Genomic DNA, 24,236 nt, shown 5'->3' with positions numbered 1-24,236 from the left:
GTGTCCGCTGGCGGCGGTGCAGGCGAGACTGGCCCGTGTGGAGGCGACCGGCGAGAGGGGTCTCCTGCTGGAGCCCGGCGCGGCGGAGGAAGCCGCGGCGCTGGCCCGGTCGCTGCCGTTCGCGGGAAGCGCCGAGAGATTTCTGGAGAGGCTCGTCGTACTGGCCGTCCTGCACCTTCAACGTCACGGGGCCCGGGTGGCCGCCGGCGTGCCGGGCAACGAGGACCTGGATGTCGCCAAGCGGCTGCTGACCCCGTTGCTGCGGTGGGGCGGCCCGGACCATTCCGCGTCCTCCCCTTCCGTTTCGGCGGAGCGAGCGATTCCCATGGCAGCCGCTCTGAGCCGGCTGGTGGCCGGAGTGGCCGGTGCGGAGGCATTGTTTCCCGCCGTGGCCAACCTCTGGCGCCGCGTTCTCACGACCGCCTCCGCCGACCCGGTCCGGGCCGCGTGCCTCACCAACCTGGCCGGGCTGTACCTGTGGCACTTCCAGGTCAGCGGCCGCGCGGCGGACCTGGACCAAGCGGTGGGCCACGCCCGGCGCGCCATGGCCCTGTGCACCGAGGGCACGTCGGCCATGGCCGTCGCGCGGTACCAGTTGGCCGGCGCGCTGTCCCAACGTGCCCCCCTGGGAACGCATCAGGGCGATGTCGACGAGGCCCTGACGCAGTGGCGTCTGCACGCCGAACTCCTCCCCGAAGGGCACCCGGAGCGCAGCAAGGCGAGGGAGCAGGTCGTGTGGCTCCTTCTCCACCGGTACTGGACCCGCCCCGGCACCGACCCGACGGAACTCGTGAACGCCTGCCGGACGGCGCTGGAGGAAGGCGGCACCCCCGAAGGAATCCTCCTGCTTCGGAGCGTGCTGGCGGCGGCGCTGATCGGCCGGTACGAACGGCTGGGCGAGCGGGCCGACCTGGAGATGTCCATCTCGCATGCGCACAGGGCGTTACAGGAAAAGGGCCTCCCCCGTGAGTGGGCCGGCGAACTGAACGAGAACCTCTGCCTGGCCCTCACCTGGCGTTATGGACTCACCGGTGATGCCGGTGACCTTCAGACCGCAGTGGAAGTCGGCTGGAGGGCGGTGAAGAACATGTCGCCCCAGGACTCCGACGGCACGGGGCTGTCCAACCTGGGGGAAGCCCTGCGGATGCGCTTCGAGCGGTTCCGCCGCATCGAGGACCTGAACTCCGCGGTCGACGTACACCGCAGAGCCGTCGACTGCACCGACGACGTTCCCTCCAGAAGGGCGGCCAAACTGTCCAACCTCTCCGTGGCCCTGCGCATCCGCTGGGAGCAGACGGGCAGGTCCGCGGATCTGGACCAAGCGATCGAGGCGGCGCGGGAGGCGTATGCCACGACCCGCACCGGTGATCCCAAACTGCCGGTCATCCTGACCAATCTCGGCCTCGCGTACGCCTGCCGCTACCGACGTGACGCGATGCTCGCCGACCTCGACCGCGCGATCGACGCAGCCCGGAAGGCGATCAGTGCCGCGGGCCCCCTTCATCCCGACCGTCCCGGTTTCCTGTCCAATCTCGGCCTTCACCTCCTGCGACGCCACGAGCGAACGAAGAAGATCGGTGACGTGAAGGAGGCGCTGGCGATGGCGGACGCGGCGGCCGCTGCTGCGGCCGGCCGCTCCAAACGATGGATGTACCTGATGAACCTCGCCTCGGCCCATCTGACGGTTTTCGACGTGACCGGCGAACGGCGCGCGTTGGAGGCCGCCATCAACAAGCAGCGAGAAGGCATCGAGGACCTCCCGCCCGACCACCCCGGCCGGTGTGGTTCCCTGGGAAACCTCACCCAGATGCTGCGCATCCTTCACGAGACGACCAAGGAGCCGTCCTTCCTGGACGACGCCGTTGGCACCGGACGCGCCTCGCTGCGGGCCGCGCAGGGCAGCGACCGGAGCATCGCACTCGCCTCTCTGGCGCCGGTGTGGGATCTCCGTTTCCGGCTTTCCGGACGGGACCGAGACCGCAGGCGGGCGCTGGCCGCCTACGCCGAGGTCCTGGGCACCGCCACGGCCGGGCCCACCGAGCGGGTGGATGCCGCCCGGCTCGCGGCGCGGCTGACCGGCACGCGGGCTCCCGGGCAGGCGGCCGACCTGCTGGAAACCGCCGTCCTGCTGCTCCCCCGGATGACACCGCGCCAACTCGACCGGGACGACGCACAGCATGCCGTGTCCCAGGTCGGCGGACTGGCCACCGACGCCGCGGCCTTCGCTCTGGCCGACCCGGCCGGCACCGCGACCGCACGTGCGATGAGGGCCCTGCGCCTGCTCGAGGCGGGGCGTGCCGTCCTGTTGAGCAGGGCGCTGGACACGCGGAGCGAGCTGACCGATCTCGAAGCCCGCCACCCGGAGCTCGCGGACGAGTTCAGGGCCGTGCGCGACCTTCTCGACACGGCACCGGGTCAACCGCTCACGGCATCTCGCGCCGAGGGACGGGAGCACTACGACCGCGTGGAACTCGCCAAGCGCTTCGACGACGTACTGTCCCGTATCAGGGCCTGTCGCCACTTCGAGTCGTTCGCGCTGCCGCCCACCGCGGAGGAGCTGCCGGCCGAGGCCCACCATGGGCCGGTCGTCGTGTTCAACGTGGGTTCCCACCGCAGCGACGCACTGCTGCTCACGAAAAACGGAATCACCTCACTCGCGCTGCCCGAGCTCACACGCGGCGCTGTGAACGGCGCGGTACGCGCTTTTCAGCGGGAGCTGAGGCGGGCAATGGCGCCCACCGGTGACCGCATCGCCGCCCAGCAGGCTCTGCACGACATCTTGCAGTGGCTGTGGACAGCGGCGGCCAAGCCCGTACTGGACGCCCTCGCCCCCCTGCTCACATCGAGGAGGAACGATGGTTCGCCGCCCCGCGTGTGGTGGGTGACCGGAGGGCTGCTCGGTCTGCTGCCGCTGCACGCCGCCGGGCACCACACAGGATCCTGGGCAGGCCGCGGCCACACGGTCATGGACCGGGTCGTCTCGTCGTATGCGCCGACCGTACGGTCCTTGAGGCACGCACGACGCACGAGCACCGGCGGCCGCGTGACCGGCGGCTCTCTCATCGTGGCCATGCCCACCACACCCGGCCTGCCGGAGACCGAGCGGCTGTGGCACGCTCAGGAAGAGGCGGCGGCAGTAGCCGCACACCTGCCCGACGCTGTAACGCTCGTGGAGCCGGCCGACCCGGCCGCGCGGCCTGATGCTTTGCCGACTGCCGCCCGGGTCCTCGACCTTCTGCCGGGCTGCTCGATAGCGCACTTCGCCTGCCACGGGACCACCGACCCGGCGGACCCCTCACGCAGTGGTCTGCTGCTGCACGACCACCCGGAAAGACTGCTCACCGTGCGAAGCCTCACCCCCCTCAAACTGGGCCGAGCGCGCCTCGCGTACCTGTCCGCGTGCTCGACCGCCGTCAACGACCGGAGCGACCTCGTCGACGAGGCGATCCATCTGACGGGCGCCTTTCACCTCGCGGGCTTCCCACACGTGGTGGGCACGCGGTGGGCGATCGATGACGCACTCGCCGCCAGGGTCGCCGAAACCTTCTACGCGGGGTTGCGTAGCCCCGACGACGTCCTCGATCCGGACCGCGCCGCCGATGCCCTGCACAGAGCCGTCTGCGACCTGCGCGACCGTTTCCCGCGCACCCCCTCCCTCTGGGCCGCGCACCTGCACGTCGGACCGTAGGGGCGGCATCCGTCCGGAACGCCGGCCGAGCCTGCGTCCGACAGTCGATGTGGCATGCAGTCGTTCGCCACACGGTCGGTCGGCCCATGCACCACCATCGCCCGGCCTGCGACCACGAGACCCACCCGCCCGCTCCGAAGCCATGATCCACCCGGCCACGACCGACGTGATGGCCCGCCGCCTCACCGGCGAGAACACCATCTCCCGGCGCGACCCCGCAAAGCCACACCAACCGCAGATCCCGGAATGGAACATCGGGAGAGAACGCCCCCACGAGAGCGGCTTGTTCAGGTTCCCAACGATCACCGGCCGGCTGCTCTCGAAACCCGGACAGCACTGCCAAGACAGTGTCGGTTGCCAGAGGAACAATTGATTTCACGCAGTGCTCGTTCGGCGGCTCAGCGGCGGCCGCCGCCTCCGCTCGTGCTCGAGCCGCGGTGTGTTGAATCGACGCAGCCGTGGCACGAGCCGGTGCCCTGCCGCAGGTACCGGTGCTGGTTCGCCAGATCGACTGCTGGGATCAACGAGGAATCCTCGGTGGGGAGGCTGCCGCCGAACCTGCGGTAGAAGGCGAGCAGGTCGGCGTCGACACGTTGGACCGCCGCCAGGGTCCGGCTGTAGGCCACGGTGGTCAGGTGGCGGATGTCGATGCGCACGAGGTCGTCGCCGTCCGGTGGGGGTTGACCGATTCTCTGGCCCCACCGGTAGAAGATCTTCTTCACCGGGCCGCCCTCCACCAGTCCGACGAGGTACTCCTTGACGAGCCGTACGACCTGGTTCTCGCCCAGGTCGATGAGCTCGAAAGTGCTGGTGATCGCGATGGCGGCGAGTTCGGCGAACCGGTCGGCCTGTCGCTCCCGCTCCGCTGCGAGCTGCCGGCGCTCATCGAGCTCATCGACCTGACCCGCGAGGTCGGCAGCCTCCGGCCCCCGAGTGGGTTGTTGCGGGTCGGCCGGATCGTCCGGAGCGAGTGTGGCGGCCTGGAAGCGTCCGACCTGCCGGGCGATATCCAGAGCCGTCCGGTTCACGGACTCTCCGGAAGACGAAGGAGCTGCCCGCTGCACAGCAATGATCACGGCCCTCACACCGGCAGTGGACCGGGGGTGCGTCGAGACCTGCCGGTGGATCTCCTTGTACGCGGCTGCGGCCCCCTCGGCGTACTGTTGGCGCTGCACCTCGAGCGCGTATCTCTTGGCCACCGGCTGCTTCCAGGTCCCCTCGGACACCGGAACCAGAACGACGAGGAACAGCAGGCCGACCATGATGCCGATGTTGATCCCCGTCAGGGACCGTCGTACGAAGTCGGCGCCGAGACCCAGCGGTAGGCGGGCTTCGCTGAAGCGGGCCGGGCGAAACCGCCGTCTGATCCGCGCGACACGATCCGGCCGGCGCAGTGCGGCGTAGCTGCCGGCTGCCAGCCCCACGTATGCCACCAGCCAGTACAGCCAGTGCACCTCCGTCAGTCCTTGCACCGCCTCCACCATGCCGCGCAGGGCAGCGACTTCGGGTGGGCTGAACGACAGCACGTTGGTCAGCCACACCAGGAACAGGGTCAGCACGAGGCCGAGTTCCACGGACAGGACGATGTCGGCCGCCGCCCGCACCATGAGCCTCGGCGACTCCTGCATCTTTCGCCAGCCGCGCCAGGAGAGCCAGACGGCGAGCGGGAAGAAGGCACCGGCAGCCGGCGCGAGAGTCAGCACGTCGCCGGAGACGATCTGCTCGGCAGCGATGGCGACGAGGAACACACCCGGAAGATCCGGCAGGTGGCGCAAGAGCCGGCGCTCCGACGCACCGCACCACTTCATCGCGAGCAGCAGGATCCAGCAGCCGAAGAACAGCAGCACCACCAGAGGGACCAGGCGGGAGGGGAACGCAAGGAACAAAACAATCAGCAGCGCCATCGGTGGGGCAACGGAACAGAGAGCGAGGGTGGACGCGGCAAGATAGCGGCGATGCCGGAACCAGCGGACCATGTGCTCGACGACGAACGCGCCCACCGTTCTCGGTATGACCGCGAGACCTGCCGCGAGGCCCAGTCCGAAGACCGCCCCGAAGAATCCACCGAAGACCGCCGCCAAGACTGTGAGGAGCGCGGACCCCTGCCCGTCGATCTCTTGTCGAGCACCCAGGGTCCAGGCCGCCCATGCGCTGATACCGAAGGTGACGTACAGGCCCAGGAGCCGTGATTCGTTACTGGTTCGCTCCTCGTCTCGGGGGGCGCTCGAGGTGGTGGGGGTGTCCGGCGCGGGGTTGGTCCGCGTCGGCTCGCTCGTTCTCGGTGGGACCGAAGCCTGGACGGGTGCGGCGCGCCTCCTGCGTGCGTGCAGTCGGCGAGAAACGTCGAGGAAGATCTCCAGATTGGGTATCCGATACTGCGGCCGCGTGAAAGGGCTCGGGAAGTCGCTGCTGCGCGACGTGATCCATAGGAAGCCACCGGCCAGGGAGATCGACTGGACGTCCTCCCAGGTCGTGAAGTCGTCCTGGCCGCGCTTGCGTCGTACGGTCAGTCCGTCCTGGTTCAACACGAGGTCACCGAAGGTGACTCCACCGCCGTTCAAAGCCGCTGCGGCTGCTGGGGCCAACTGTTCGTCCCGGACGCCCTGCCGAATTGCCTGTCCCCACTCGCCTTCCCGCGGTACCTGGGCGCCCCTGATCACTGTGCGGGTGCGCAGGCCCTTGATCTTCTCGCTGCCGAGCACGGGCCCACGGTCCGCCGGCCCGAGGGAGATGACCGTCCCCTCGGCGTTGCACAGCTTGAAGTGATTCGAGTCGTTCACGAAGACGGTGGTCGAGGTCCAGGGGTAGACGGCTTCCCTGCCGTCGGCCGTGATCGCGACGAGGCCACGCTCGTAGAGGCGGAACTCCACCCTGGAATGCCGCCGGTACCACACGGCCCGGACGGCGAATGGCCCCAGCAGCAACAGCCCGCCGACTGTGTAGGCCGGATCCGAGCCGTCCCAGTCGAGGAATGCCCCAAGGACGACCGTCAGGAGGAAGGCAAGGACCGCGAAGGGGAGCATGTACAGGAGGAGCAGTGCGTACGCGGAAGGCTTTCTGTGCAGTGGCCTGTAGGTACGGCGATGGCACCCCAGCTCGGGGCGCTCCACGTCGCCCACCGCGTCCGTGAGCTCGTCCATGTCAGGGAGTGTCCTGCACAACGACACTCCTTGTATGTCGGTCGGTTGATGTCGTTCCGCGAAGCGTCACTCTCGTGCAGGTCTCAGCTTGGCGTTAACCGATCGTTTCGGAATGACGTCCGGGGCCAGCGGGGCATTACGGTGGGACGACGAGGGCCTCCTGGACACCGATTGCAGATCTCGCAATCCGCACCGAAACCAGAAGGCCCCCAACCAGAAGGCCCTCGCTTCGTTCAAGGACCGCGTCAGGCGTGTCGCCTGTCGCCAACGTTCCCGGACAGCACAACCAGGTCCTGCTCACCACCGAACAGCAGGAACGGCTCACGAGGCTGGGCCTGAAACCCGCCCAGCAGCCCGCCGGCGCCCCGACCGCCAAGAGCGCCGTGAATGTGGGGATTCGAAGACGTCGGCGGCCTTCCAACGCGGCATCGCAGCCCTCGCCCGATACATCGCCCGCGGAGGACACCACCGCGCCCCCGGAGGCCATGCCGAGGAGATCACGCCGGAGAGCGAAACCACACCGGTCCGGCTGGGAGTGTTCATGAGCAACACCAAGCAGAGACGGGACAGGCCAAGTGATCCGCAGCGCGCCGCGCTCCGGGAACCGGGCGTGGAATGGGCCTGACAGTGAACCTTTCCCGGTAACCGGTCATCGCCCGTTGTGTTCGCTGGGCTGTGCTGCGCCCTGCCGGCCCCAAGCCCGTGCAGCCGTAAGGCCCCTCCTCGGCGGTCAGTCAGCGCATCAAGGCCCTGGGGACCTCCGTGGGACAGGTGGTGGTGCGCCGTGGCGTGCCGTGCGCCCCCACCGAGGCCGGGGCGGTGCTGCTGCGCATGGCCCGCCAGGCGCAGGTCCTCGATGCGGAGACCCGGCGCGCGCTGGGCGACGGCGCCTCGGCCCGGACCATGACCCCGGTGGCCGTCAACGCCGATTCCCCGGCCATCTGGTCCGTGCCCGTCCTCCGCGAGGCCGCCGGCTGGGCGGACACCACGCTGGACCTGCACGTGGAGGACGAGAACCACAGCAGTCGGCTCCTGCGCCAAGGGGACGTCCTCGGAGCCGTCACGTCCGATCCCACGCCGGTCGGCGGGTGCCGGGTCGAGCGGCCGGGCTTCCTCCGTCACCTCCGCCACGTGCCCGTGGCCGCCCCCGCACCGCGCCGGCGCTTCACCACCGAAGCCGGCGTCGACCGGGCCGCCATGCCCGTGCCGGAGTTCAACGCCAAGGACGATCTGCAGCGCCGGGCGCTTCGCTCCGAGGCGTCGACCAGTCACCGCCCACGCGTACCGTCCCGTCCTCCGAAGGGTTCCTCGCGACCGTGCGGGCCGGCCTGGGGTGGGGCACGGCCCTGGGGACCCAGCCGGGCACGGACCTCGTCGACGGGTCGCCGGTCCTGCTCGGGGACCACGCCCATCACGACGTGGCTCTCCACTGGCAGACCCGGGCGCTGGACTCGGAGCGGCTGCACCGCATCACCGCGGCCGTCCGCACGGCCGGCCGGGCAGACCACCGCGCCGAGCCGGCCGTGACCCACACCAGCCGTCGCGGGCCGACCGGTGGTCGGCGGTGCGGCCCGGGGTCAGGGTGTCCCGAGCAGCGTCGCGACGGCGGCCCGTGCATGCCGGGCCGGGGCCGGATCGCCGCTGATGCCGGCCGCCACGATGGCTCCTTCGGCGAGCAGGGAGACCGGTTCGGCCACCGGCAGCCCGGTGGCGTGGACCCACCTCGCGATCTGGTCGTGGAACGCCCGCTTGTGCGACCGGACTTCGGCCAGCACCGCCTCGGACGACGGGCCGAGTTCGCCGAAGGCATTGATCCAGGCGCATCCGCGGAAGCCGGGTTCTGCGAACCACTCGGCAAGCCAGTCGAAGATCGCGAGTACGCGCTCGCGGGGGTCCGGGACCTGCTCCACGTGGGCGGCCAGGCTTCCTCGCCAGCGCTGGTCGCGCCGTTTGAGCACCGCCACCACGAGGTCCTCCTTCGCCGCGAAGAACCGGTAGATCCGCTTCAGCGGCAGACCGGACGCCGCACGGACCTCATCCATTCCGACCGCCTGGATGCCCCGTTCGTAGAAGAGCCGCTCCGCCGCGTCGAGCAGTGCTTCACGGTCCAGGCGGTTCTGTTCCTCGGTGATCGGGGCCGGCATCCGGGACTCCTTGACGTTGAGAACGGTCGTTGTCTACTTTAGGCCCCACCGGTAGAGAACGAGCGTTCTCAACGCGAGGAGGCCGCCATGCCCGAAGACCGCCCGCCCTACCCGCCCTTCACCCAGGACACGGCCCTGCGGAAGGTCCAGGCGGCCGAGGACGCCTGGAACACCCGCGACCCCCACCGAGTGGCCCTGGCCTACACCCCGGACTCGACGTGGCGGAACCGGGACACGTTCGTCAGCGGCCGCGAGGAGATCGTCGCCTTCCTGACGCGGAAGTGGGAGCGCGAACGGGACTACGCGCTGCGCAAGAGCCTCTGGGGGTTCCACGAGAACCGGATCGCCGTTCGCTTCCAGTACGAGTGGCACGACGCGGACGGCCAGTGGTGGCGCAGCTACGGCAACGAACTGTGGGAGTTCGACGAGCGCGGTCTCATGCGGCGCCGCGAGGCGAGCATCAACGACGTCGCCATCACCGAAGCCGATCGGCGTATCCGCGGCCCCCGGCCCAGGGACGAGCACGGAGTCGACATCCCGCTGCGGTAGGGGCAGGCCACCACACCGCCCCCAGCCGGTGGGCTCGGGCAACGAACCGTCCGAGCCCGCCGCGCTCATGTGGCCGACGGGAAACGCCGTGCTCCACGCCGGCGCGCCTCTGGCCACCGAGCGGCGACGTCGTCGTGCCGAACGCCGCCGAACCGGCCGTTCGTCCGTGCCGCGGCGGAGAGGGGAATCTCCCGAACCTGCGCATCGAAGGCCACGAGGTCCGGGACGAGGACATCGCCGGCCTTTCCCCGCTCAAGCACCGCAGCCTCAACATGCCGGGCCGCTACGGTTTTCACCACCTCCGCCCGGTCGGCGGCAGCCTGCGTTCCCCGCGCGCCCCGGACGCACCCGAACTCGACGAGGACGACGGCGGGCAGGACCGACCGTCAGAGCCGACCAGGGCGCCGAGCCGCTTGGCGGCGGCCATAGTCCCTTTCCGGGAGCGCGCGGCTCGATGCCGGTGCCCTCGACGGCTTCGGTGATGCGGCGTCCAACCGGCCCTCGCCGCCCCTCACCGCGAGGCCGCGCTGCCGGTCTTCTCGGTGAGACAACCGGTCGAGGTCCGCATCGACCTTCCGGCGCGCATCGCGCATGCCGCGCTGCACACGGCCGGCCACCTGATCGAGGCGGCCGGACGAGCACAGGGCTGGGTGCCGGCCGCGAACAACCACTTCCCCGGCCAGGCCCGGATCGAGTTCACCGCGCCGCGGCCCGACGCCCGCCTGGACACCCCCGAGGGCAGGGAGGAGGTCACCGAGGCGCTGCGGACGGAAGTCGCCGAGGCCATCGCACAAAACCTGCCCGTGACCCGGGAGAACGACGCCGAGGGGCGCCGCATCGTGTACCTGGCCCATCTGCACTCCGCACCCTGTGGGGGAACCCATGTACGCCGGCTCGGCGACCTCGCCGACGTCGTACTGCCGACGCTGAAGGTCAAGAGGGGCCGGGTCCGTGTCTCCTACAGCGCCACCCACCGGGAGCGGTGATGACGCCCCCTTCGTCCGGCGACCGCCGGCCCGCCAGCAGCACCGCGATCGCGGTCGGGGCGCAGATCCGCCGGCGCCGTGAGCAGCGCGGCATGAGCAGTGCCGAGCTGGCCCGCCGGGCGGGCTTGAGCAAGGCGACGCTGTCGCAGTTGGAGGCCGGGCGGGGCAATCCGACCATCGAGACCCTCGACGCGCTCGCGATCGCCCTGCGCATCCCGCTGACCGACCTCCTGGCCCGCGACACCGACCCGGGGCCGGTGCTCGTGCCCGGCACCGATTTGGCCGACGGCGAAGTGGGACGCGAGCTGCTGCGCCGTATCAGCAGCGGCAACAGCCTGGAGATCTGGCGGCTGCGCATGCCCCCCGGCACGCACCTGGACGGCGTGCCGCACGCCACCGGCACCATCGAGCACCTGCTCGTCTCCTCCGGCCACCTCACCGCCGGGCCCGTCGACGCCCCCACCGACCTGCGCCCCGGCGACCTGCTCGCCTTCGCCGGAGATGTCCCGCACGTCTACCGCACCGGCCCCGAGGCGGCCGACGTCACCGTCGTCATCGCCTCCCCCATCGTCAGCTGAAGGACATCCCTGAACATGAGCGTCACCGCCCCCGCCGCACCTCAGCGGATATTCACCAGCGACAACACCGCCGGCGCCTGCCCGGAGATCGTCCAGGCCGTCACCGCCGCGGCCGCCGGCCAGGACCTGCCCTACGGCGCCGACCGGTTCACCGCCGGCGCCCGAGCCCGCTTCGCCGAGATCTTCGAACGCGACGTCGACGTCCTGCCCGTCTCCACCGGGTCCGCGGCCAACGCCCTGAGCCTGGCCGCCCTCACCCCGCCCTGGGGCGGCGTGCTGTGCCACCGCGACAGCCACATCAACACCGACGAATGCGGCGCCCCGGAGTTCTTCACCAACGGAGCCAAGCTCGTTCCCCTACCCGGCGACGACGCCCGGATCGACCCCGGCCGGCTGCGCGCGGCCGCGACGCGGAAGATCGGCGACGTGCACAGCGTGCAGCCCTCCGCGCTCAGCATCACCCAGGCCACCGAGACCGGCGCCCTCTACACCCCCGACGAGATCCGTGCCCTGGCCCACATCGCCAAGGACGCGGGCCTGCGCGTCCACATGGACGGGGCCCGCTTCGCCAACGCGGTCGCCGCCCTGGGCTGCACGCCCGCCGAGCTGACCTGGCAGGCCGGCATCGACGTCCTGTCCTTCGGGGCGACCAAGAACGGCGCCATGACCGCCGACGCCATCGTCGTCTTCGACCGCGCCCTCACCCCGGAACTGTCCTTTAGGGCCAAGCGCGCCGGCCAGCTCACCTCCAAGATGCGCTTCCAGTCCGCCCAGCTCGACGCCTACCTCACCGACGGCCTGTGGCTGCGCAACGCCGTCCACGCCAACACGATGGCCGCCCGCCTGGGCAACGGGCTCAAGGCCCTCCCCGGCGCCGAGCTGCTGCACGCCGTCGAGGCCAACATCCTCTTCTGTCGTCTCCCCCGGCCGGTCATCGACCAGCTCCTGGCGGAAGGATTCACCTTCTACCACGACCGCTGGGAGCCGGGCGTCTGCCGCTTCGTCACCTCCTTCTCCACCACCGAGCACGACGTCGACACCCTCCTTGAGGCCGTCCGCCGCCTCGCCGCCTGACCCCACCCGGCGCGGTGGGGTGACAACCGCTCACCTCATCGCCCCGACCGCAGCCCAAGTCCCGGGCCGGGGCCGGGGCTCTCACAAACGGTCATCCGTGAGAGTTTTGCGAGAGACCCAGAGGACGAGCCTGGCCCGCTTGCCGGTGGCGGCCGACCGGCCCACGATCGCCCGGGAGAACACGTCCACGACGAAGGCGACGTAGACGATGCCGGACCAGGTCGCGACACGGGCGAAGTCGGCGACCCACCGCTCGTTCGGACGGCATGCGGTGAAGTCGCGTCCGAGCAGGTCACCGGCCCGCTCCTGGCCATCGTCGCGGATGGTGGTGCGGATCTTCTTCCCGCGTCGGGCGCCCTGAAGACCGAGGTCGCGCATCAGTCGGGCGACCGTGCGGCGGGCCACGGGGATGCCCTCGCGGTGCAGCTGCCGCCAGACCTTCCGCACCCCGTAGACGCCGAAGTTGTCCGCGTGGACGCGGCTGATCCGGGTCTACAGCTCCGCGTCGCGGTCCGCCCGCGCACTGACGTTACGAGCGCTTCGACGGCCGGTCGAGCTCGGCCGCGAAGAAAGCCGAGGCCGCCTTGAGGATCTCGTTGGCCCGGCGCGGCTCGGCGTTCCCGGCCCGCGGCCGCTTGATCTCCGCGGCCTCCTCCGAAGTCGCCCCGGGACGCCGGCCGGCGTCGACCTGGGCCGTGCGGACCCACGTCCGCACCGTCTCGGCGGAACCAATGCCCGGCTTCGCGACGATCGCCTTCATCGCGGCCCACTCGGTCGGATGGTTGGGGCGGATCTCGCGACCATGCGCACCGCACGCTCACGAAGCTCGGCAGGGTGAGGGGACGGACGGGCCACGACTCGATCCTCTCAGGGAATCGAGCCTCCACCGGCCCCGGAGCGGTTCACCGGCCCGATGCCTTTGATCCTGGTCGGAGTTCCGTCCGAGGCGAACGAGTCGTGGAAGGTGAAGGCGTGCGGCGTAGAGCCCTGGCCGTGGAGGTGCTCCAGCCTGGAAACCCCGTCCCGCCAGGTGGGTATCACGCCGTCGGAGACCCACCAGAACACGTAATTTGGATGCCCTGTCCTCTCGAACCAGTCGTAACGCCTGTTCAGCGCCTCACGGTGCAGACCGGTGTAGACGGCGTCGAAGACGGGACGCAGGTCGGTCCAGAGTGAGAGGGTCGCGGCCAGGGCGGTGGTTTCCACCGTATGGCCCTTGCCGTACCAAGTCGGTACGGCGAACTCTCCCCACGCACCCCAGTCCGCCTCGAAGAGCGCGCCCCGGTCACCGTCTGCCGCTTCAGCACGCGCGAGGTATCCGGGGTGCTGACCGATCTTCCGGTAGACGGCCTCGCCAATGTCGTAGAACTCGCGCGTGAGAGGTGCGGGATCGACGAGAGGTGACTTCAGGACGCCGAATGTGTACAGAGCAAGATGGGGCATGCGTCTCTCCCTGGTTGGGGCTGCCTGGCGTGGACCCGGTTCGGTGGCTTGCGCATGGGAGCGAGGGCTCGTGGTACGTGACCGACTCGTCCCGTCGCGGCCGGCCCAGCCTGAAGGAGCCCCTGTGCGACCGTGGCAAGCACCGAAGACCGGCTGAAGGTAGCTGCCTCTGCGAGCCATGTCGAAGTTGCAATTTCCCTGTCCAAGTGGCCTCGTGCACAGGTCCTTGCGGGAACTGGGGCGGTGGCGCTGCCTGCCTCCGTGGAAGTCCGCATCGGCCCCTCGAATGCCGAGAAGCAGCATCGACAACCCCGCTCAAACCGGTGTGCCGGGGCGACTCCGGCGGTGTTGTCGGTGTCGACTGGGTTGGCTGACGGAACGACTGGGTTCACTGTCAAAGGACACGCGGCGATCCAGGCGTTCCATCCGTTGGCGGGGAGTCAACGTGGAGGGCTCGGACGTCGCCCGTGGTAGGGCCTCACGGTGCCGGCAAGCTTGCGCTGGATTGACCGCAGCGTCCTGATCGTGGCCTCGTCGGTGCGCCTCGTGGTCGTCGACCATCCGACGCCCGAGCCAGCAAGATCGCCGGCAAAGACCATGAGCTCTTTCCAACCTGACCGGCGCGAGCTGCTGGGCGTCGCCTGGAGGGGCCGGCACCCGGTCTCGCGAGCAGGGGCCGCTGCTCAGGAGCCCGGCCCGACTACGGGTGCGGTGTGGCCCCAGGCTTCTGGCCAGCCCAGACGGCAGGTTGAAAAGATCTCGCTGTCTCGAAACCGAGATCGCAGTCGGGCGGGGTTCGGCGGCCGATCGTCGATCATGCTCGCGCAAAGGATCGTTTGTGAGAAATTCGGGTTGCGATTCCCGCCCGGCTGAGTGTTACGTTGCTCTGCTTTGCTCCGATCGGAAGGAAAGCAGATGGACGTCCCCTCCTTGCACAGCCGGTTCCTTGGCGACACGCTTCCTCGGATCCGGCAGGACGCGCGTGTGGCCGGCGTGGCGATCACCGGATCCCTCGTGGGAGGCCACCCCGATGTCCACTCGGACGTGGACCTGATCCTGGTCATCAATGACGAAGCGTACGACGCGGTCATGCGGGAGCGGCTCGTCCTGATCGGCTCCTGGACCTCCCTGGTGGCCGGATTCACCGGGGAGCATGTCGGCGAGCCGCGCGTGATCATCACGCTCGTCGGACCGCCTCTCCTGCACGTCGATTTCAAGTTCGTCCGGGCCTCCGACTTCGCCGAGCGGACCGAGAACCCGGAGATCCTGTGGGACCGGGACGGCCTCCTGGCCGACGCCCTCGCCCAACAGCCGCCGGCCACTCCGGCGTTCGACCTCCAGTGGATCGAGGACCGGTTCTGGATCTGGGTGCACTACGGTGCGACGAAGCTCGGCCGCGGGGAGCTGTTCGAGACCATCGGCTTCCTCACCTACCTGCGCGAGACCGTGCTCGGCCCCCTGGCCGCCCGCCGGGTGGGCGCGATCCCCCGCGGTGTCCGCCACCTGGAGACCATCGCGCCCGAAGAGGCGCGCAGCCTTCGGGCAACCCTGTGCGGCTACGACCGCCACGAAGCGGGACGGGCGCTCCTCGCCACCGTCGATCTCTACCGCCGATGGTCCGATGCCGGTGGAGCCATCGTTGAACGGCGCCACCACGCCGAAAAACTCGCCATGCAGTACCTCCACGACGTCATCGATCAAGGCTGCTGACCGAAGCAGGCCGAAGTACCTCGCCGGCCTTGTCGGCTCGGCCCGCATCCCCCCGGCCAACGGTCCAGCCGCCCGGGAGCGACGCCGGGGTACGGGTCTTTCAGAATGCCGACCCGGCCGCGCCGTCCACCGCCGATCGGTCGGTTCTCGCCCCGGGCGCGGTTCGGGGGCCGGGCACCGGGGCCGCCCCGGCGGCGGCGAAGGGAACGCCGGAGATGGGGGTGGGGGTGGGTGAGGTCGTAGGCGCGGTGCAGGCGGTTGCGGACCGCCACCGATCCGGTGAGGGCCTCCAAGTGGGCGGCATGGGCCAGACCCGTGAGGCCGGCGTCGTCGAGCTGGAGGCGCCACCGGTTGGTGTCGGGGTGGTAGTGGGCTTCGATCAGGGCCTCCCACAGCGTGCCGGCCGCCGCCGGCGCGGCCTGGAGGTCGGACACGGCAGGGGCGCTTCGGTGCCCCTTGGCGTCAGGTCAGGGCATCCAGGCCCTCGGGGGTGATGCGGGCGGCTCGCGCCCCGGTCGGACGGGAGGCGCCGGCGCGCAGCATTTCCTCGGCGGGGATGGTGCGGCACAGCCCGGCCCACTCCAGCACCCGCACCGCCTCCACCGCGCCGCCCACCGGCACCCGGATCCGGCGCACCGTCTCCGCGGCCCGATCCGCCTCCGCCGGCATCTCCAGCAACGCCCACTGCCCACCGGTGATCTTGCCGATCAGCTCGCCGTGCCCCCTTCCCCTGCCGAACTCTCGCGGCCGGCGCCTGTTGGGTGTCAAAAGTCCCGTACACGCGTTGAGCCGGGCGCTTGCCAGAGGTCCTGATCTTCGTCAGGGTGTGTCGCGGCACTCATGGACGAGTCCGCCGAGGACGGCGTGGCGCCGGATCCGCCGGGCCGGGAAGGGGACGGCGTCCGGGGCGTCGGCCGGTGCGCGACGCCGCGGGGCCCGGTGCGGCCTTCCGGAGTCGTCCTGCCCGGCGTACTCGGCGAGGACACGCCGTGCGTGGTGCTCGTTGCGGAGCGGCATCCGGTCGGTGCGCTCGGCTCGCACGCCGCGGACGAACCTCGCGGCGTGGGCGTTCGTCTTCGGCGCCCGCGGCGCGCTGTTCAAGATCGCGATGTTCTCGCCCGTGACGGCGGCGTCGCGCGCCTGGGGTACCGGCTGTCGCGGTCGCACAGGATGCGGCGGATGGTGGTGACGCCGACGCGGTGGCCCCCGTAGCGGCTCGCTCCGGCTCGGGTGAGGCGGGTGCCGGTGTAGGCGCGCTCGCCGGCGGCCTCGGCGGCGGCATGGCTGGTGGGCCAGTGCGCGGTGGTCTGGTTGCCGGCCGCGTCGTAGGCGTGGGTCGTCGTCACGCCGGTAGGGGTGATGCGGCGGGTGCGCCGTCCCAGCGCGTCGTAGGAGATGGACGGCGCGCGGCCGTTGACCAACTCGGTCTTGACCCGGCCCAGTCGGTCGCGGTGGTAGATCAGGTCCGCGTCGGGGCCGGCGATGCGGACCGGGCGGCCGGCGAGGTCGCGTTCGTACGCGGTGACGGTGCCGGCGGCGTCCTTGCGGATCGGGCGTCCCTCGACGCCCACCTGGCGGGCGAGCACCTCACCACCATGTTCAGAAGACGATGCCTCTCCTCGCAGGCGAAGGACGCGGAACCCGCGTGGCCCGTATCGCGTGACCTCGCCGCCGCTGTGCCCGCGAGGAGCGGGCGCTGCGGTCGAACGCACCACACTTCGCGAAATGCCGGGCCGCTGAGAGCGGCCGACCCGCGAAACGCGAGGGCATGCGTACGTGCCAAAGCCCCGAGGCCACGACGCATGAAGGCCCTCGGGGTGTGCGGCGGATTCAGCGAACCCGATACGTACCGCTCTGCCCCGGCTGTAGGCCGAAGGAACCGACTTGCGTGGTCAGCGGGCCGTGGCGCTGAGTGCCCGCGCGAGACCGCCGACCTCGCAACCCTTGGCGATCACCAGTCCTGTGCCAGGGCCTCAAGCCGCCCGTACACGTCCGTCTCCACGGCGGGCAGGCTCGCGCGGCGGAACCGCTGGACACCGGGTCGGATCAGGAGACGTTGTCGGTGGCCGGTCCGCCGGCGGTGACCGGCGGCGGACCGCCGGTCACCGCCGCGGGTCAGGCCTGGACCTGCCGGTGGGCGCGGATGATGTCCGCGTAGCGGCGGCCGCTCGACTTGATGGTGCGTGCCTGCGTCGCGTAGTCGACGTGGACGAGCCCGAAGCGCTTGTCGTAGCCGTAGGCCCACTCGAAGTTGTCGAGCAGGGACCAGGCGTAGTAGCCGGCGAGCGGGGCGCCCTTGCGCACGGCGCGGGCGCAGGCGCTCACGTGCTGTTCCAGGTAGCGGGCCCGCTCGGGGTCGTCGACGGTGCCGTCGGGGCCGACGGTGTCGGGGAAGGCGGAGCCGTTCTCGGTGACGTACAGCCGGCGGACACCGTAGTCGTCGGTCAGCCGCATCAGGAACGATTCCAGACCATCGGCGTCGATCTGCCAGTCCATGCCGGTGCGGGGCACGTCGGGCAGGCGAACTTCGCGGGCGTACGGGACGGGGCCGGCCGGGTCGTCGGCGACCGTGACCGGGAAGTAGTAGTTGAGGCCGTGCCAGTCGAGCGGGACGGCCATCGTCTCCAGATCGCCCGGGCGCTCCGGCAGTTCGACGCCGTAGAGCTCGCGCATGTCGGCGGGGAAGCCGCGGCCGTAGACCGGGTCGAGCCACCAGCGGTTGGTGTGGCCGTCCATGCGGGTGGCCGCCGCGACGTCCTCCGGCCGTGTGGAGGCGGCCTCCACGGTCGAGTGGTTGGTCACGAGCCCGACCTGGGCGCCCGGCGCCGCCGCGCGGATCGCCCGGGCTGCCAGTCCGTGGCCGAGGAGCAGGTGGTACGAGGCGTGTACGGCGGCGGTCAGGTCGGTGAGGCCGGGAGCCATCCTGCCCTCGAGGTGGCCGATCCACCCGGAGCACAGCGGTTCGTTCAAGGTGGCCCAGTGGGTGACCCGGTCACCCAGCCGCCCTGCGACGGCGGAGGCGTAGGCGGCGAGGTGTTCGGCCGTTTCGCGGTTGGTCCAGCCGCCGCGGTCCTGGAGGGCCTGCGGGAGGTCCCAGTGGTAGAGGGTGATGTTGGGCGTGATGCCCGCGTCGAGGAGGCCGTCGACGAGGCGGTCGTAGAAGTCGAGGCCGGCCGCGTTCACGGGCCCGTCGCCGCCGGGCACGACGCGGGGCCAGGCGACGGACATCCGGTAGGCGTCGGTGCCCAGCTCCTTCATGAGGGCGATGTCCTCGGGCCACCGGTGGTAGTGGTCGCAAGCCTCGTCGCCGTGGTCGTCGTTGTCGATCTTTCCCGGGGTGTGGGAGAAGGTGTCCCAGATCGACGGGGCCCGGCCGTCCTCGGCGACGGCACCCTCGATCTGGTAGGCGGATGTGGCCGTGCCCCACACGAAGTCGGGGGGAAAGGCGGCGAGGTCTATCGAATCGGACACGGAGGGTGCCTCTCTGGGGTGCTCGGAGGGGTGAGGTGAGGGAAGGGGGACGCGGGCCGCTACTTGACGGCGCCGGCGGTCAGTCCGGTGACGAGGTAGCGCTGGAGGAGCAGGAAGCCGGCGACGACGGGCAGGCTCACGACCAGGGAGGCGGCCATGATCTGGTTCCAGTACACGTCGTTCTGGGTGGAGTAGCCCTGGAGGCCGACGGCGAGGGTGCGGGTGGTGTCATTGGTCATGACGGAGGCGAACAGGACCTCGCCCCACGCGGTCATGAAGGCGTAGACCGCGACCGCCACGATGCCCGGGATCGCGGCGGGCACGATGACCCGGAAGAGGGCGCCGAGCGGCCCGCAACCGTCCACCTTGGCCGCCTCGTCCAGGTCGCGGGGCACCGAGTCGAAGTACCCGATCAGCATCCAGATGGAGAACGGCAGGGAGAAGGTGAGGTAGGTGAGGATCAGGCCGCCGCGGGAACCGAAGAGGGCGATGCCGGTGGCGTTGCCGATGTTGACGTAGATGAGGAACAGCGGCAGCAGGAAGAGGATGCCGGGGAACATCTGCGTCGAGAGCACCGTGACGGTGAAGACCCGCTTGCCGCGGAAGGAGTAGCGGCTGACCGCGTAGGCCGCGAACACGGCGATGGTGACGGAACAGACGGTCGCCGCCCCGGCCACGATCAGGGAGTTCATGAAGTAGTCGGCCAGCGGAACGGTTTCCCAGATGTCGAAGTACGGGCGGACGGTGAGGCCGGAGGGGATCCACTGGAACGTGCCGGACACGTCCTCCAGCGGCTTGAGCGAGCTGGAGACCATGACGTACACCGGCAGCAGTACGAAGCCCGCGAGGAGCGTCAGGAAGATCCGCCGGCTCCACAGGAAGGATTGCGGGGCGGCCATCGGGGAGCGGACCCGCCGCCGGGACTGACTAGGCATCGGTGGCCTTCCTTCCTCGGGAGGTGAGCAGGAGGTAGGCGCCTGTCACCACGAGCAGGAACAGCAGCAGGAGGACCGACATGGCGGAGCCGGTGCCGAAGTTCCAGGTCTGGAACGAGGACTGGTAGATGTGCAGGGAGACGAGGTCCGCGGCCTCCGGTGCCGCTTCGCCGAAGAGGACGAAGGGGGTGTTGAAGTCGTTGAAGGTCCACAGGAACAGCACCAGGACGAGCACCTGGTTGACCGGGCGCAGCGACGGCAGCGTGATGCGGCGGATCTGCTGCCAGATCCCGGCTCCGTCGAGGGCGGCGGCTTCGTGGATCTCCCGGGGGATGTTCTGCAGTCCGGCCATGATGATCAGGAAGGCGAAGGGCCAGCCCTTCCATACGGAGACGACGATCAGTGCGACGAAGCTGTTGTCGCCGATCAGCCAGAACGGCGGGGTGTCGGTGAGGCCCAGCTGGTCGTGCAGGACGTGGTTGATCAGTCCGTTGTCGCGCTGGAACATGAACGCCCAGGTGATGACGGCGGCGTAGACGGGCAGCGCGTACGGGACGAGGAAGAGCGTGCGCAGGAAGCCACGGCCGCGGAAGCTCTCCTGCATGAAGATGGCGGCGGCCGCCCCGAGCAGCCAGCACAGCCCGACCGAGACCACGGTGAACAGGCAGGTGGTGAGGAAGGACCGCAGCAGTGCCTCGCCGACGGGGGCGTTGAAGTCGACCGCGAGGGAGTAGTTGTCGAGCCCGGCCCAGGGAGCGGTGTTCCAGTCGCGGATGTAGAACTGGGTGAGCTCCTTGAAGCTGACGACGAGGCCGATCACCATCGGCACCAGGTGGACCAGGAGTTCGAGCAGGAGCGCGGGGAGCAGCAGGAGGTACGGCAGGCCGATGCGACGCAGCCGCCCGGAGCGGCGCGTGCGCGGCGCTCCGGGGGTGTCCCCACGTGCCTTCCGCTCGCCTGTGCCAGGGGCAGCGGTGAGTGTCATGGAGGTGTCCGTACTCACTTCTTGGGCATCTGCTGCTGGGCCTTCTCGAGCTTGGCCCGCACCGACTCGGTGGTCACCGGCCGCCCCGCGGCGGCGTCGGCGAAGAGCTCCTTGACCGCGGTGCCGACGACGGTCTCGAACTGGGACTCCTCGGGGACCTGCGGAAGTGCGGTGGCGCTGTTCGCCAGGGTCTCGCGCAGGACGGCGAGTGACGGGGTGTTGAAGGCCGGGTCCTGCTGGGCGGTCTTGACCGGCGGGATGGAGCCGTAGGCCTTGTTGAGGATGACCTGCTCTTCGTCGCTGGTCATGAACTCGACGAACTTCTTGGCGCCGTCGATGTTCTTGGTGTTCCTGAAGACGGCCATGTTGATGCCGCCGACCATGGAGTTGGTGGCGGTGCCCGGACCGGGCTTGCCGGACTGCACCGGGGCGGGCGCCACTCCCCATTCGTCCTCGTTCATGCCCTGGGCCTTGAAGGTGGCGGACGCGGTCTGCCACAGCACCATGCCCGTCTTGTCCTTGGCGAAGTCGCTCAGGGACTGGTTCTGGGCGTACTCGGCGTTGCCCGGTGCGACGATCTTGTGCTTGGCCATCAGGTCGACGTACTGCTTGACTGCGGCGACCGCGCCGTCGGAGGTGAAGTCCGGCTTGCCGTCGGGGGTGAAGAAGTCGGCGCCGTGCTGTTTGCCGAGGACGAAGACCTGGTGGATGTTGTTGGAGAGGTTGGAGCCCTCGGCGCCGAGGCCGTTCTTGCCCTTGGCGGTGAGCTTCTTGCCCGCGGCGACCAGCTCGTCCCAGGTGGCCGGCGGCTTGGCTATCCCGGCCTCGGCGAACAGCTTCTTGTTGTAGTAGAGCGCGTAGGCCATGGAGTACAGCGGTACGGCGGCGGGGTCCTGGCCCTGGACGCCCGTGGAGTCGAGGGCGGACTCGACGAAGCGGTCCCTGCCGCCGATCGCCTCGAGGTTCTTCGCGTCCCAGGGCAGCAGGGCGCCGGTGGCCTGGAGCGAGGCGCTCCAGGTGTTGCCGATGTTGAGGACGTCGGGGCCCTGGCCGGAGGTGGTGGCGGTGAGGATCCGGTTCAGCAGGTCGGACCAGGGCACGACCTCCAGCTTCACCCTGATGCCGGTCTGCTTCTCGAACCTGTCGAGCTCCGGCTGGAGGACCTTCTTGTCGACCTCGAGGTTGGCGCCCTGGTTCGAAGCCCAGTAGGTGAGCGTCTTCGGTCGCTCGTTGGAGCCCTCCGAGCCGGATGAGCCCCCGCCGCAGGCGGCCGCGGTGAGAACGAGCGAGAGGGTGACGGCGCCGACGGCTGCGGCTCTGATTCTGCGCATGACTCCAGGGGCCTTCCGGGGAGGTGGACGGACTTCGCCTGCGGGGAGGGTGCGACACGAGTGACGTCCCGCGTTCGAGCCCTGAAGCGCCCCGCCGCTTAATTTACGGTGTGAGTTAAACCTCAAGCGAAGGTCGCGTCAAGGCCTCGGTCCCATGTAAGTTGCATGCAGGACATCGGAGACGAGGGGGCAGGGTGAAGATGCGCAGCGGCCGTACGGTGCGTGACCTGCGGCGGGAGAACCGCACGGCGGTGTTGCAACGGTTGTATTTCGACGGGCCTCTGAGCCGCTTCTCGCTCGGTCCGGTCACCGGGCTGAGCTCGGGCTCGGTGAGCAACGTGGTGTCCGAGTTGGTCGCCGAGGGCTTGGTCGAGGAGGCCGGCAGCGTGGACTCGGCCGGCGGCCGCCCCCGTACGCTCCTGCGCATCAGCGCGCACAGCGGCTACATGATCGGCGTGGACGTCGGTGAGACGCGTGTGCGGATCGAGCTCTTCGACCTGGCACTTACCGAACTCGCCCGGGTGGAGCGGCCGTTGGCGACCGAGAGTCCGCGGCGTGTCGACCGCTACGACGTCGGTGTCGTGGTCGGTCACCTCCGCGAAGGCATCCCCGAGGTCCTGAGCCAGGCCGGCATCCCGGCGGAGCGGCTGCTGGGCGTCGGTATCGGCGTGCCGGGCATCGTCGCCGGGAGCGCGGAGGACGGCGCCGTGGTGCACGGCCAGACCATCGGCTGGGACGCCGTCCCGCTGGAGCGGCTGCTGCGCGAGTCCCGGCTGCTGCCCGAGACCGTGCCGTACTACATCGACAACGGCGCCAAGACTCTCGGCCAGGCGGAGATGTGGTTCGGCGCCGGGCGAGGCGCGCAGAACGCGGTGGTGGTCCTCTTCGGCTCCGGTGTCGGCGCCTGCGTCGTCACCGACGACATGCGGTCCGGCATGGCCCTGGAGTGGGGACATCTGACCGTACGGGTACGGGGCCGGCAGTGCCGCTGCGGCGCGAAGGGCTGCCTGGAGGCGTACGCCGGCGCCGAAGCGCTCCTGGAACGGTGGGCGGAGGCGGGCGGGCGGCCACCGACCGGTGTGGACGAGGAGACCGCGCTGACCGCGATGCTCGCTGCCGCGTACCCCGTCCCCGACGCCGAGGGAACGACTCCGCCGGCCGACGCGACCGCTCTGGCCGTCCTGGAGGAGACCGCCGAGTACCTCGGCGCCGGCTTGTCCGACCTGATCAACCTGTTCCAGCCCGAACGTATCCTCGTGGGGGGCTGGGCCGGCCTCCAGCTCGGCCGGCGCTTCCTCGACACGGTGCGGACGCACGCCGCGTCGTACTCGCTGAAGTACCCGGCGGCGCGCGTCGAGATCGACCTGGGCACCCTCGGACCGGACGCCGTGACCGTCGGAGCCGCGATCCTGCCGCTCGCCGACTTCTTCGCCCGTGGTGGCCGCCGCGCCGAGGCGGCCCCGGAGCAGCAGAGCCCCGTGTGGCAGACCAGTCTGCGGGAGCGGGCGGCGCAGTGAGGGGCCTCAGCCGATGGGCGTCCCAGTCGGACACGACGACTCCGTCGAGCCCCCACTCCCGTTTGAGGGGCTCGTCGAGGAGCGAGTGGGACGTCATCGTCACGCCGTTGACGCAGGTGCAGCCCGCCATGACGAGCCACACGCCCGCCTCGAAGGGCACGAGACACACCTCGCGCAAGGCCCGCTTGGACACGCGCACGTCCACGGTCGGCCGGTCGGTCTCGGAGTCGTTGGCGACATAGTGCTTGGCCGTGGCCGCCACACCATGGGCCTGGATGCCCCGGACCAGTGCGGCGCCGGTGCGGCTCGTCAGTTCCGGATCCTCCGAAAGCACTCGAAGTGCCGGCCCCCGAGCGGGCTCCGGTGGAGGTTGAGTGTCGGGGCCGGCACCACGTCGACGCCCTTGCGGGCGGCCTCCGCGACCGGCAGCCCACCGAGCTCCTCCACCAGTCCCTCGTCCCAGAGGGCTCCCAGGGCCGAGGCGGAGGGGAGCTGCGCGGAGGGGCGTCGCTCGTCCCACGCCTCACCGCGGACGCCGGCCGGCCCGTCCGACAGCACCATCTCCCGCAGTCCGATGTCGGCCTCCCCCGCCGTGCGCCACGTCGTCGCGCCGGTGAGCAAACGTACCTTCTGCTCAAGGGTCGGCTTGCCGATGTGCCGCGTCCTGTCGTTCACGTCCCGCCCC

General features: G+C 70.2%; 19 protein-coding genes and 2 pseudogenes. 8 read left to right on the top strand and 13 right to left on the bottom strand.

Features of this window, described 5'->3' with window-relative positions; genetic code table 11:
* Positions 1 to 37: 37 nt before the first annotated feature.
* Entirely contained in the window at positions 38 to 3,688 is a 3,651-nt protein-coding gene (locus ABD335_RS11605) for a CHAT domain-containing protein (protein ID WP_344322176.1), read from the top strand.
* A 398-nt stretch (positions 3,689 to 4,086) separates the two neighbouring features.
* Here ABD335_RS11605 and ABD335_RS11595 read toward each other — a convergent pair whose 3' ends face one another.
* Positions 4,087 to 6,828, bottom strand: a complete 2,742-nt coding sequence (locus ABD335_RS11595; protein WP_344322175.1) for a hypothetical protein — start codon at positions 6,826 to 6,828, stop codon at positions 4,087 to 4,089.
* Positions 6,829 to 7,590: 762 nt separating this feature from the next.
* Here ABD335_RS11595 and ABD335_RS11590 point away from each other — a divergent pair.
* Positions 7,591 to 8,355, top strand: coding sequence for an ArgP/LysG family DNA-binding transcriptional regulator (locus tag ABD335_RS11590; RefSeq protein WP_344322174.1), 765 nt, complete (start codon positions 7,591 to 7,593; stop codon positions 8,353 to 8,355).
* A 50-nt stretch (positions 8,356 to 8,405) separates the two neighbouring features.
* Here ABD335_RS11590 and ABD335_RS11585 read toward each other — a convergent pair whose 3' ends face one another.
* On the bottom strand, positions 8,406 to 8,972 hold the full coding sequence (locus tag ABD335_RS11585) for a TetR/AcrR family transcriptional regulator (protein WP_344322172.1): 567 nt from the start codon (positions 8,970 to 8,972) through the stop codon (positions 8,406 to 8,408).
* 87 nt (positions 8,973 to 9,059) lie between these two features.
* Here ABD335_RS11585 and ABD335_RS11580 point away from each other — a divergent pair, with 87 nt between their 5' ends.
* The 4 genes from ABD335_RS11580 to ABD335_RS11560 all read left to right on the top strand — a co-directional run bounded on the left by ABD335_RS11580 (position 9,060) and on the right by ABD335_RS11560 (position 12,159).
* Positions 9,060 to 9,521, top strand: a complete 462-nt coding sequence (locus tag ABD335_RS11580; RefSeq protein ID WP_344322171.1) for a nuclear transport factor 2 family protein — start codon at positions 9,060 to 9,062, stop codon at positions 9,519 to 9,521.
* A gap of 542 nt (positions 9,522 to 10,063) precedes the next feature.
* Positions 10,064 to 10,507: a hypothetical protein gene (locus ABD335_RS11570; RefSeq protein ID WP_344322170.1), complete on the top strand. Its 444-nt coding sequence runs from the start codon at positions 10,064 to 10,066 to the stop codon at positions 10,505 to 10,507.
* A complete protein-coding gene (locus ABD335_RS11565) occupies positions 10,507 to 11,085 on the top strand; it encodes a helix-turn-helix domain-containing protein (protein ID WP_344322169.1) in 579 nt (192 codons plus the stop codon). Before ABD335_RS11570 ends, ABD335_RS11565 begins: the two co-directional genes overlap by 1 nt.
* Before the next feature lie 15 nt (positions 11,086 to 11,100).
* Entirely contained in the window at positions 11,101 to 12,159 is a 1,059-nt protein-coding gene (locus ABD335_RS11560) for a threonine aldolase family protein (protein ID WP_344322167.1), read from the top strand.
* Positions 12,160 to 12,459: 300 nt separating this feature from the next.
* Here the strand turns inward: ABD335_RS11560 and ABD335_RS11555 are convergent.
* A pseudogene (locus ABD335_RS11555) lies at positions 12,460 to 12,963 on the bottom strand (IS3 family transposase); the annotation flags it as partial.
* A 63-nt stretch (positions 12,964 to 13,026) separates the two neighbouring features.
* A complete protein-coding gene (locus tag ABD335_RS11550; protein WP_344322166.1) occupies positions 13,027 to 13,602 on the bottom strand; it encodes a DUF3291 domain-containing protein in 576 nt (191 codons plus the stop codon).
* A 993-nt stretch (positions 13,603 to 14,595) separates the two neighbouring features.
* On the opposite strand from ABD335_RS11550, the gene ABD335_RS11545 reads away from it, so the two are divergent.
* A complete protein-coding gene (locus tag ABD335_RS11545; RefSeq protein ID WP_344322165.1) occupies positions 14,596 to 15,312 on the top strand; it encodes a nucleotidyltransferase domain-containing protein in 717 nt (238 codons plus the stop codon).
* On the opposite strand, the gene ABD335_RS11540 is transcribed toward ABD335_RS11545, so the two are convergent.
* The 8 genes from ABD335_RS11540 to ABD335_RS11505 all read right to left on the bottom strand — a co-directional run bounded on the left by ABD335_RS11540 (position 15,300) and on the right by ABD335_RS11505 (position 22,034).
* Positions 15,300 to 15,746, bottom strand: coding sequence for a DUF6417 family protein (locus tag ABD335_RS11540; protein ID WP_344322164.1), 447 nt, complete (start codon positions 15,744 to 15,746; stop codon positions 15,300 to 15,302). The two genes, ABD335_RS11545 and ABD335_RS11540, sit on opposite strands and share 13 nt — an antisense overlap.
* A 28-nt stretch (positions 15,747 to 15,774) precedes the next feature.
* The gene (locus ABD335_RS11535) at positions 15,775 to 16,080 is read right to left on the bottom strand and encodes a hypothetical protein (RefSeq protein WP_344322163.1); all 306 of its coding nucleotides are present in this window, start codon (positions 16,078 to 16,080) and stop codon (positions 15,775 to 15,777) included.
* 51 nt (positions 16,081 to 16,131) lie between these two features.
* Positions 16,132 to 16,413, bottom strand: a complete 282-nt coding sequence (locus ABD335_RS11530) for an integrase core domain-containing protein (protein ID WP_344322162.1) — start codon at positions 16,411 to 16,413, stop codon at positions 16,132 to 16,134.
* Complete coding sequence (locus ABD335_RS11525; protein WP_425583605.1) at positions 16,410 to 16,898, bottom strand: RHS repeat domain-containing protein; 489 nt, start codon at positions 16,896 to 16,898, stop codon at positions 16,410 to 16,412. The genes ABD335_RS11530 and ABD335_RS11525 overlap by 4 nt, the downstream gene beginning before the upstream one ends.
* A 529-nt stretch (positions 16,899 to 17,427) precedes the next feature.
* The gene (locus ABD335_RS11520; RefSeq protein ID WP_344322161.1) at positions 17,428 to 18,783 is read right to left on the bottom strand and encodes a GH1 family beta-glucosidase; all 1,356 of its coding nucleotides are present in this window, start codon (positions 18,781 to 18,783) and stop codon (positions 17,428 to 17,430) included.
* A gap of 59 nt (positions 18,784 to 18,842) precedes the next feature.
* Positions 18,843 to 19,682, bottom strand: coding sequence for a carbohydrate ABC transporter permease (locus ABD335_RS11515; RefSeq protein ID WP_344322232.1), 840 nt, complete (start codon positions 19,680 to 19,682; stop codon positions 18,843 to 18,845).
* A 28-nt stretch (positions 19,683 to 19,710) separates the two neighbouring features.
* Complete coding sequence (locus tag ABD335_RS11510) at positions 19,711 to 20,703, bottom strand: carbohydrate ABC transporter permease (RefSeq protein WP_344322160.1); 993 nt, start codon at positions 20,701 to 20,703, stop codon at positions 19,711 to 19,713.
* A gap of 14 nt (positions 20,704 to 20,717) precedes the next feature.
* Positions 20,718 to 22,034 carry an extracellular solute-binding protein gene (locus ABD335_RS11505; protein WP_344322159.1) on the bottom strand — a complete coding sequence of 439 codons (1,317 nt, stop codon included), beginning with the start codon at positions 22,032 to 22,034 and terminating at the stop codon, positions 20,718 to 20,720.
* Positions 22,035 to 22,234: 200 nt separating this feature from the next.
* Between ABD335_RS11505 and ABD335_RS11500 the strand changes: the two genes are divergently transcribed.
* Positions 22,235 to 23,551, top strand: coding sequence for an ROK family protein (locus tag ABD335_RS11500; RefSeq protein ID WP_425583609.1), 1,317 nt, complete (start codon positions 22,235 to 22,237; stop codon positions 23,549 to 23,551).
* On the opposite strand, the pseudogene ABD335_RS11495 reads toward ABD335_RS11500, so the two are convergent.
* Positions 23,517 to 24,226: pseudogene (locus ABD335_RS11495) on the bottom strand (glycoside hydrolase family 3 N-terminal domain-containing protein); the annotation flags it as partial. The gene ABD335_RS11500 and the pseudogene ABD335_RS11495 overlap by 35 nt on opposite strands.
* Positions 24,227 to 24,236 lie beyond the last annotated feature (10 nt).

Origin of the sequence: Streptomyces macrosporus (assembly GCF_039533145.1) — a bacterium.
In the GTDB taxonomy this organism is placed as follows: domain Bacteria; phylum Actinomycetota; class Actinomycetes; order Streptomycetales; family Streptomycetaceae; genus Streptomyces; species Streptomyces macrosporus.
The sequence above is the reverse complement of the archived record's forward strand: the minus strand, read 5'-3'. Positions and strand labels throughout refer to the sequence as shown.

Coding starts and splice junctions, on each gene's coding strand:
- ABD335_RS11550 (WP_344322166.1), bottom strand. CDS start 13,602: ATGCCCCATCTTGCTCTGTACACATTCGGCGTCCTGAAGTCACCTCTC.
- ABD335_RS11565 (WP_344322169.1), top strand. CDS start 10,507: ATGACGCCCCCTTCGTCCGGCGACCGCCGGCCCGCCAGCAGCACCGCG.
- ABD335_RS11580 (WP_344322171.1), top strand. CDS start 9,060: ATGCCCGAAGACCGCCCGCCCTACCCGCCCTTCACCCAGGACACGGCC.
- ABD335_RS11505 (WP_344322159.1), bottom strand. CDS start 22,034: ATGCGCAGAATCAGAGCCGCAGCCGTCGGCGCCGTCACCCTCTCGCTC.
- ABD335_RS11595 (WP_344322175.1), bottom strand. CDS start 6,828: ATGGACGAGCTCACGGACGCGGTGGGCGACGTGGAGCGCCCCGAGCTG.
- ABD335_RS11510 (WP_344322160.1), bottom strand. CDS start 20,703: ATGACACTCACCGCTGCCCCTGGCACAGGCGAGCGGAAGGCACGTGGG.
- ABD335_RS11500 (WP_425583609.1), top strand. CDS start 22,235: ATGCGCAGCGGCCGTACGGTGCGTGACCTGCGGCGGGAGAACCGCACG.
- ABD335_RS11585 (WP_344322172.1), bottom strand. CDS start 8,972: ATGCCGGCCCCGATCACCGAGGAACAGAACCGCCTGGACCGTGAAGCA.
- ABD335_RS11515 (WP_344322232.1), bottom strand. CDS start 19,682: ATGGCCGCCCCGCAATCCTTCCTGTGGAGCCGGCGGATCTTCCTGACG.
- ABD335_RS11560 (WP_344322167.1), top strand. CDS start 11,101: ATGAGCGTCACCGCCCCCGCCGCACCTCAGCGGATATTCACCAGCGAC.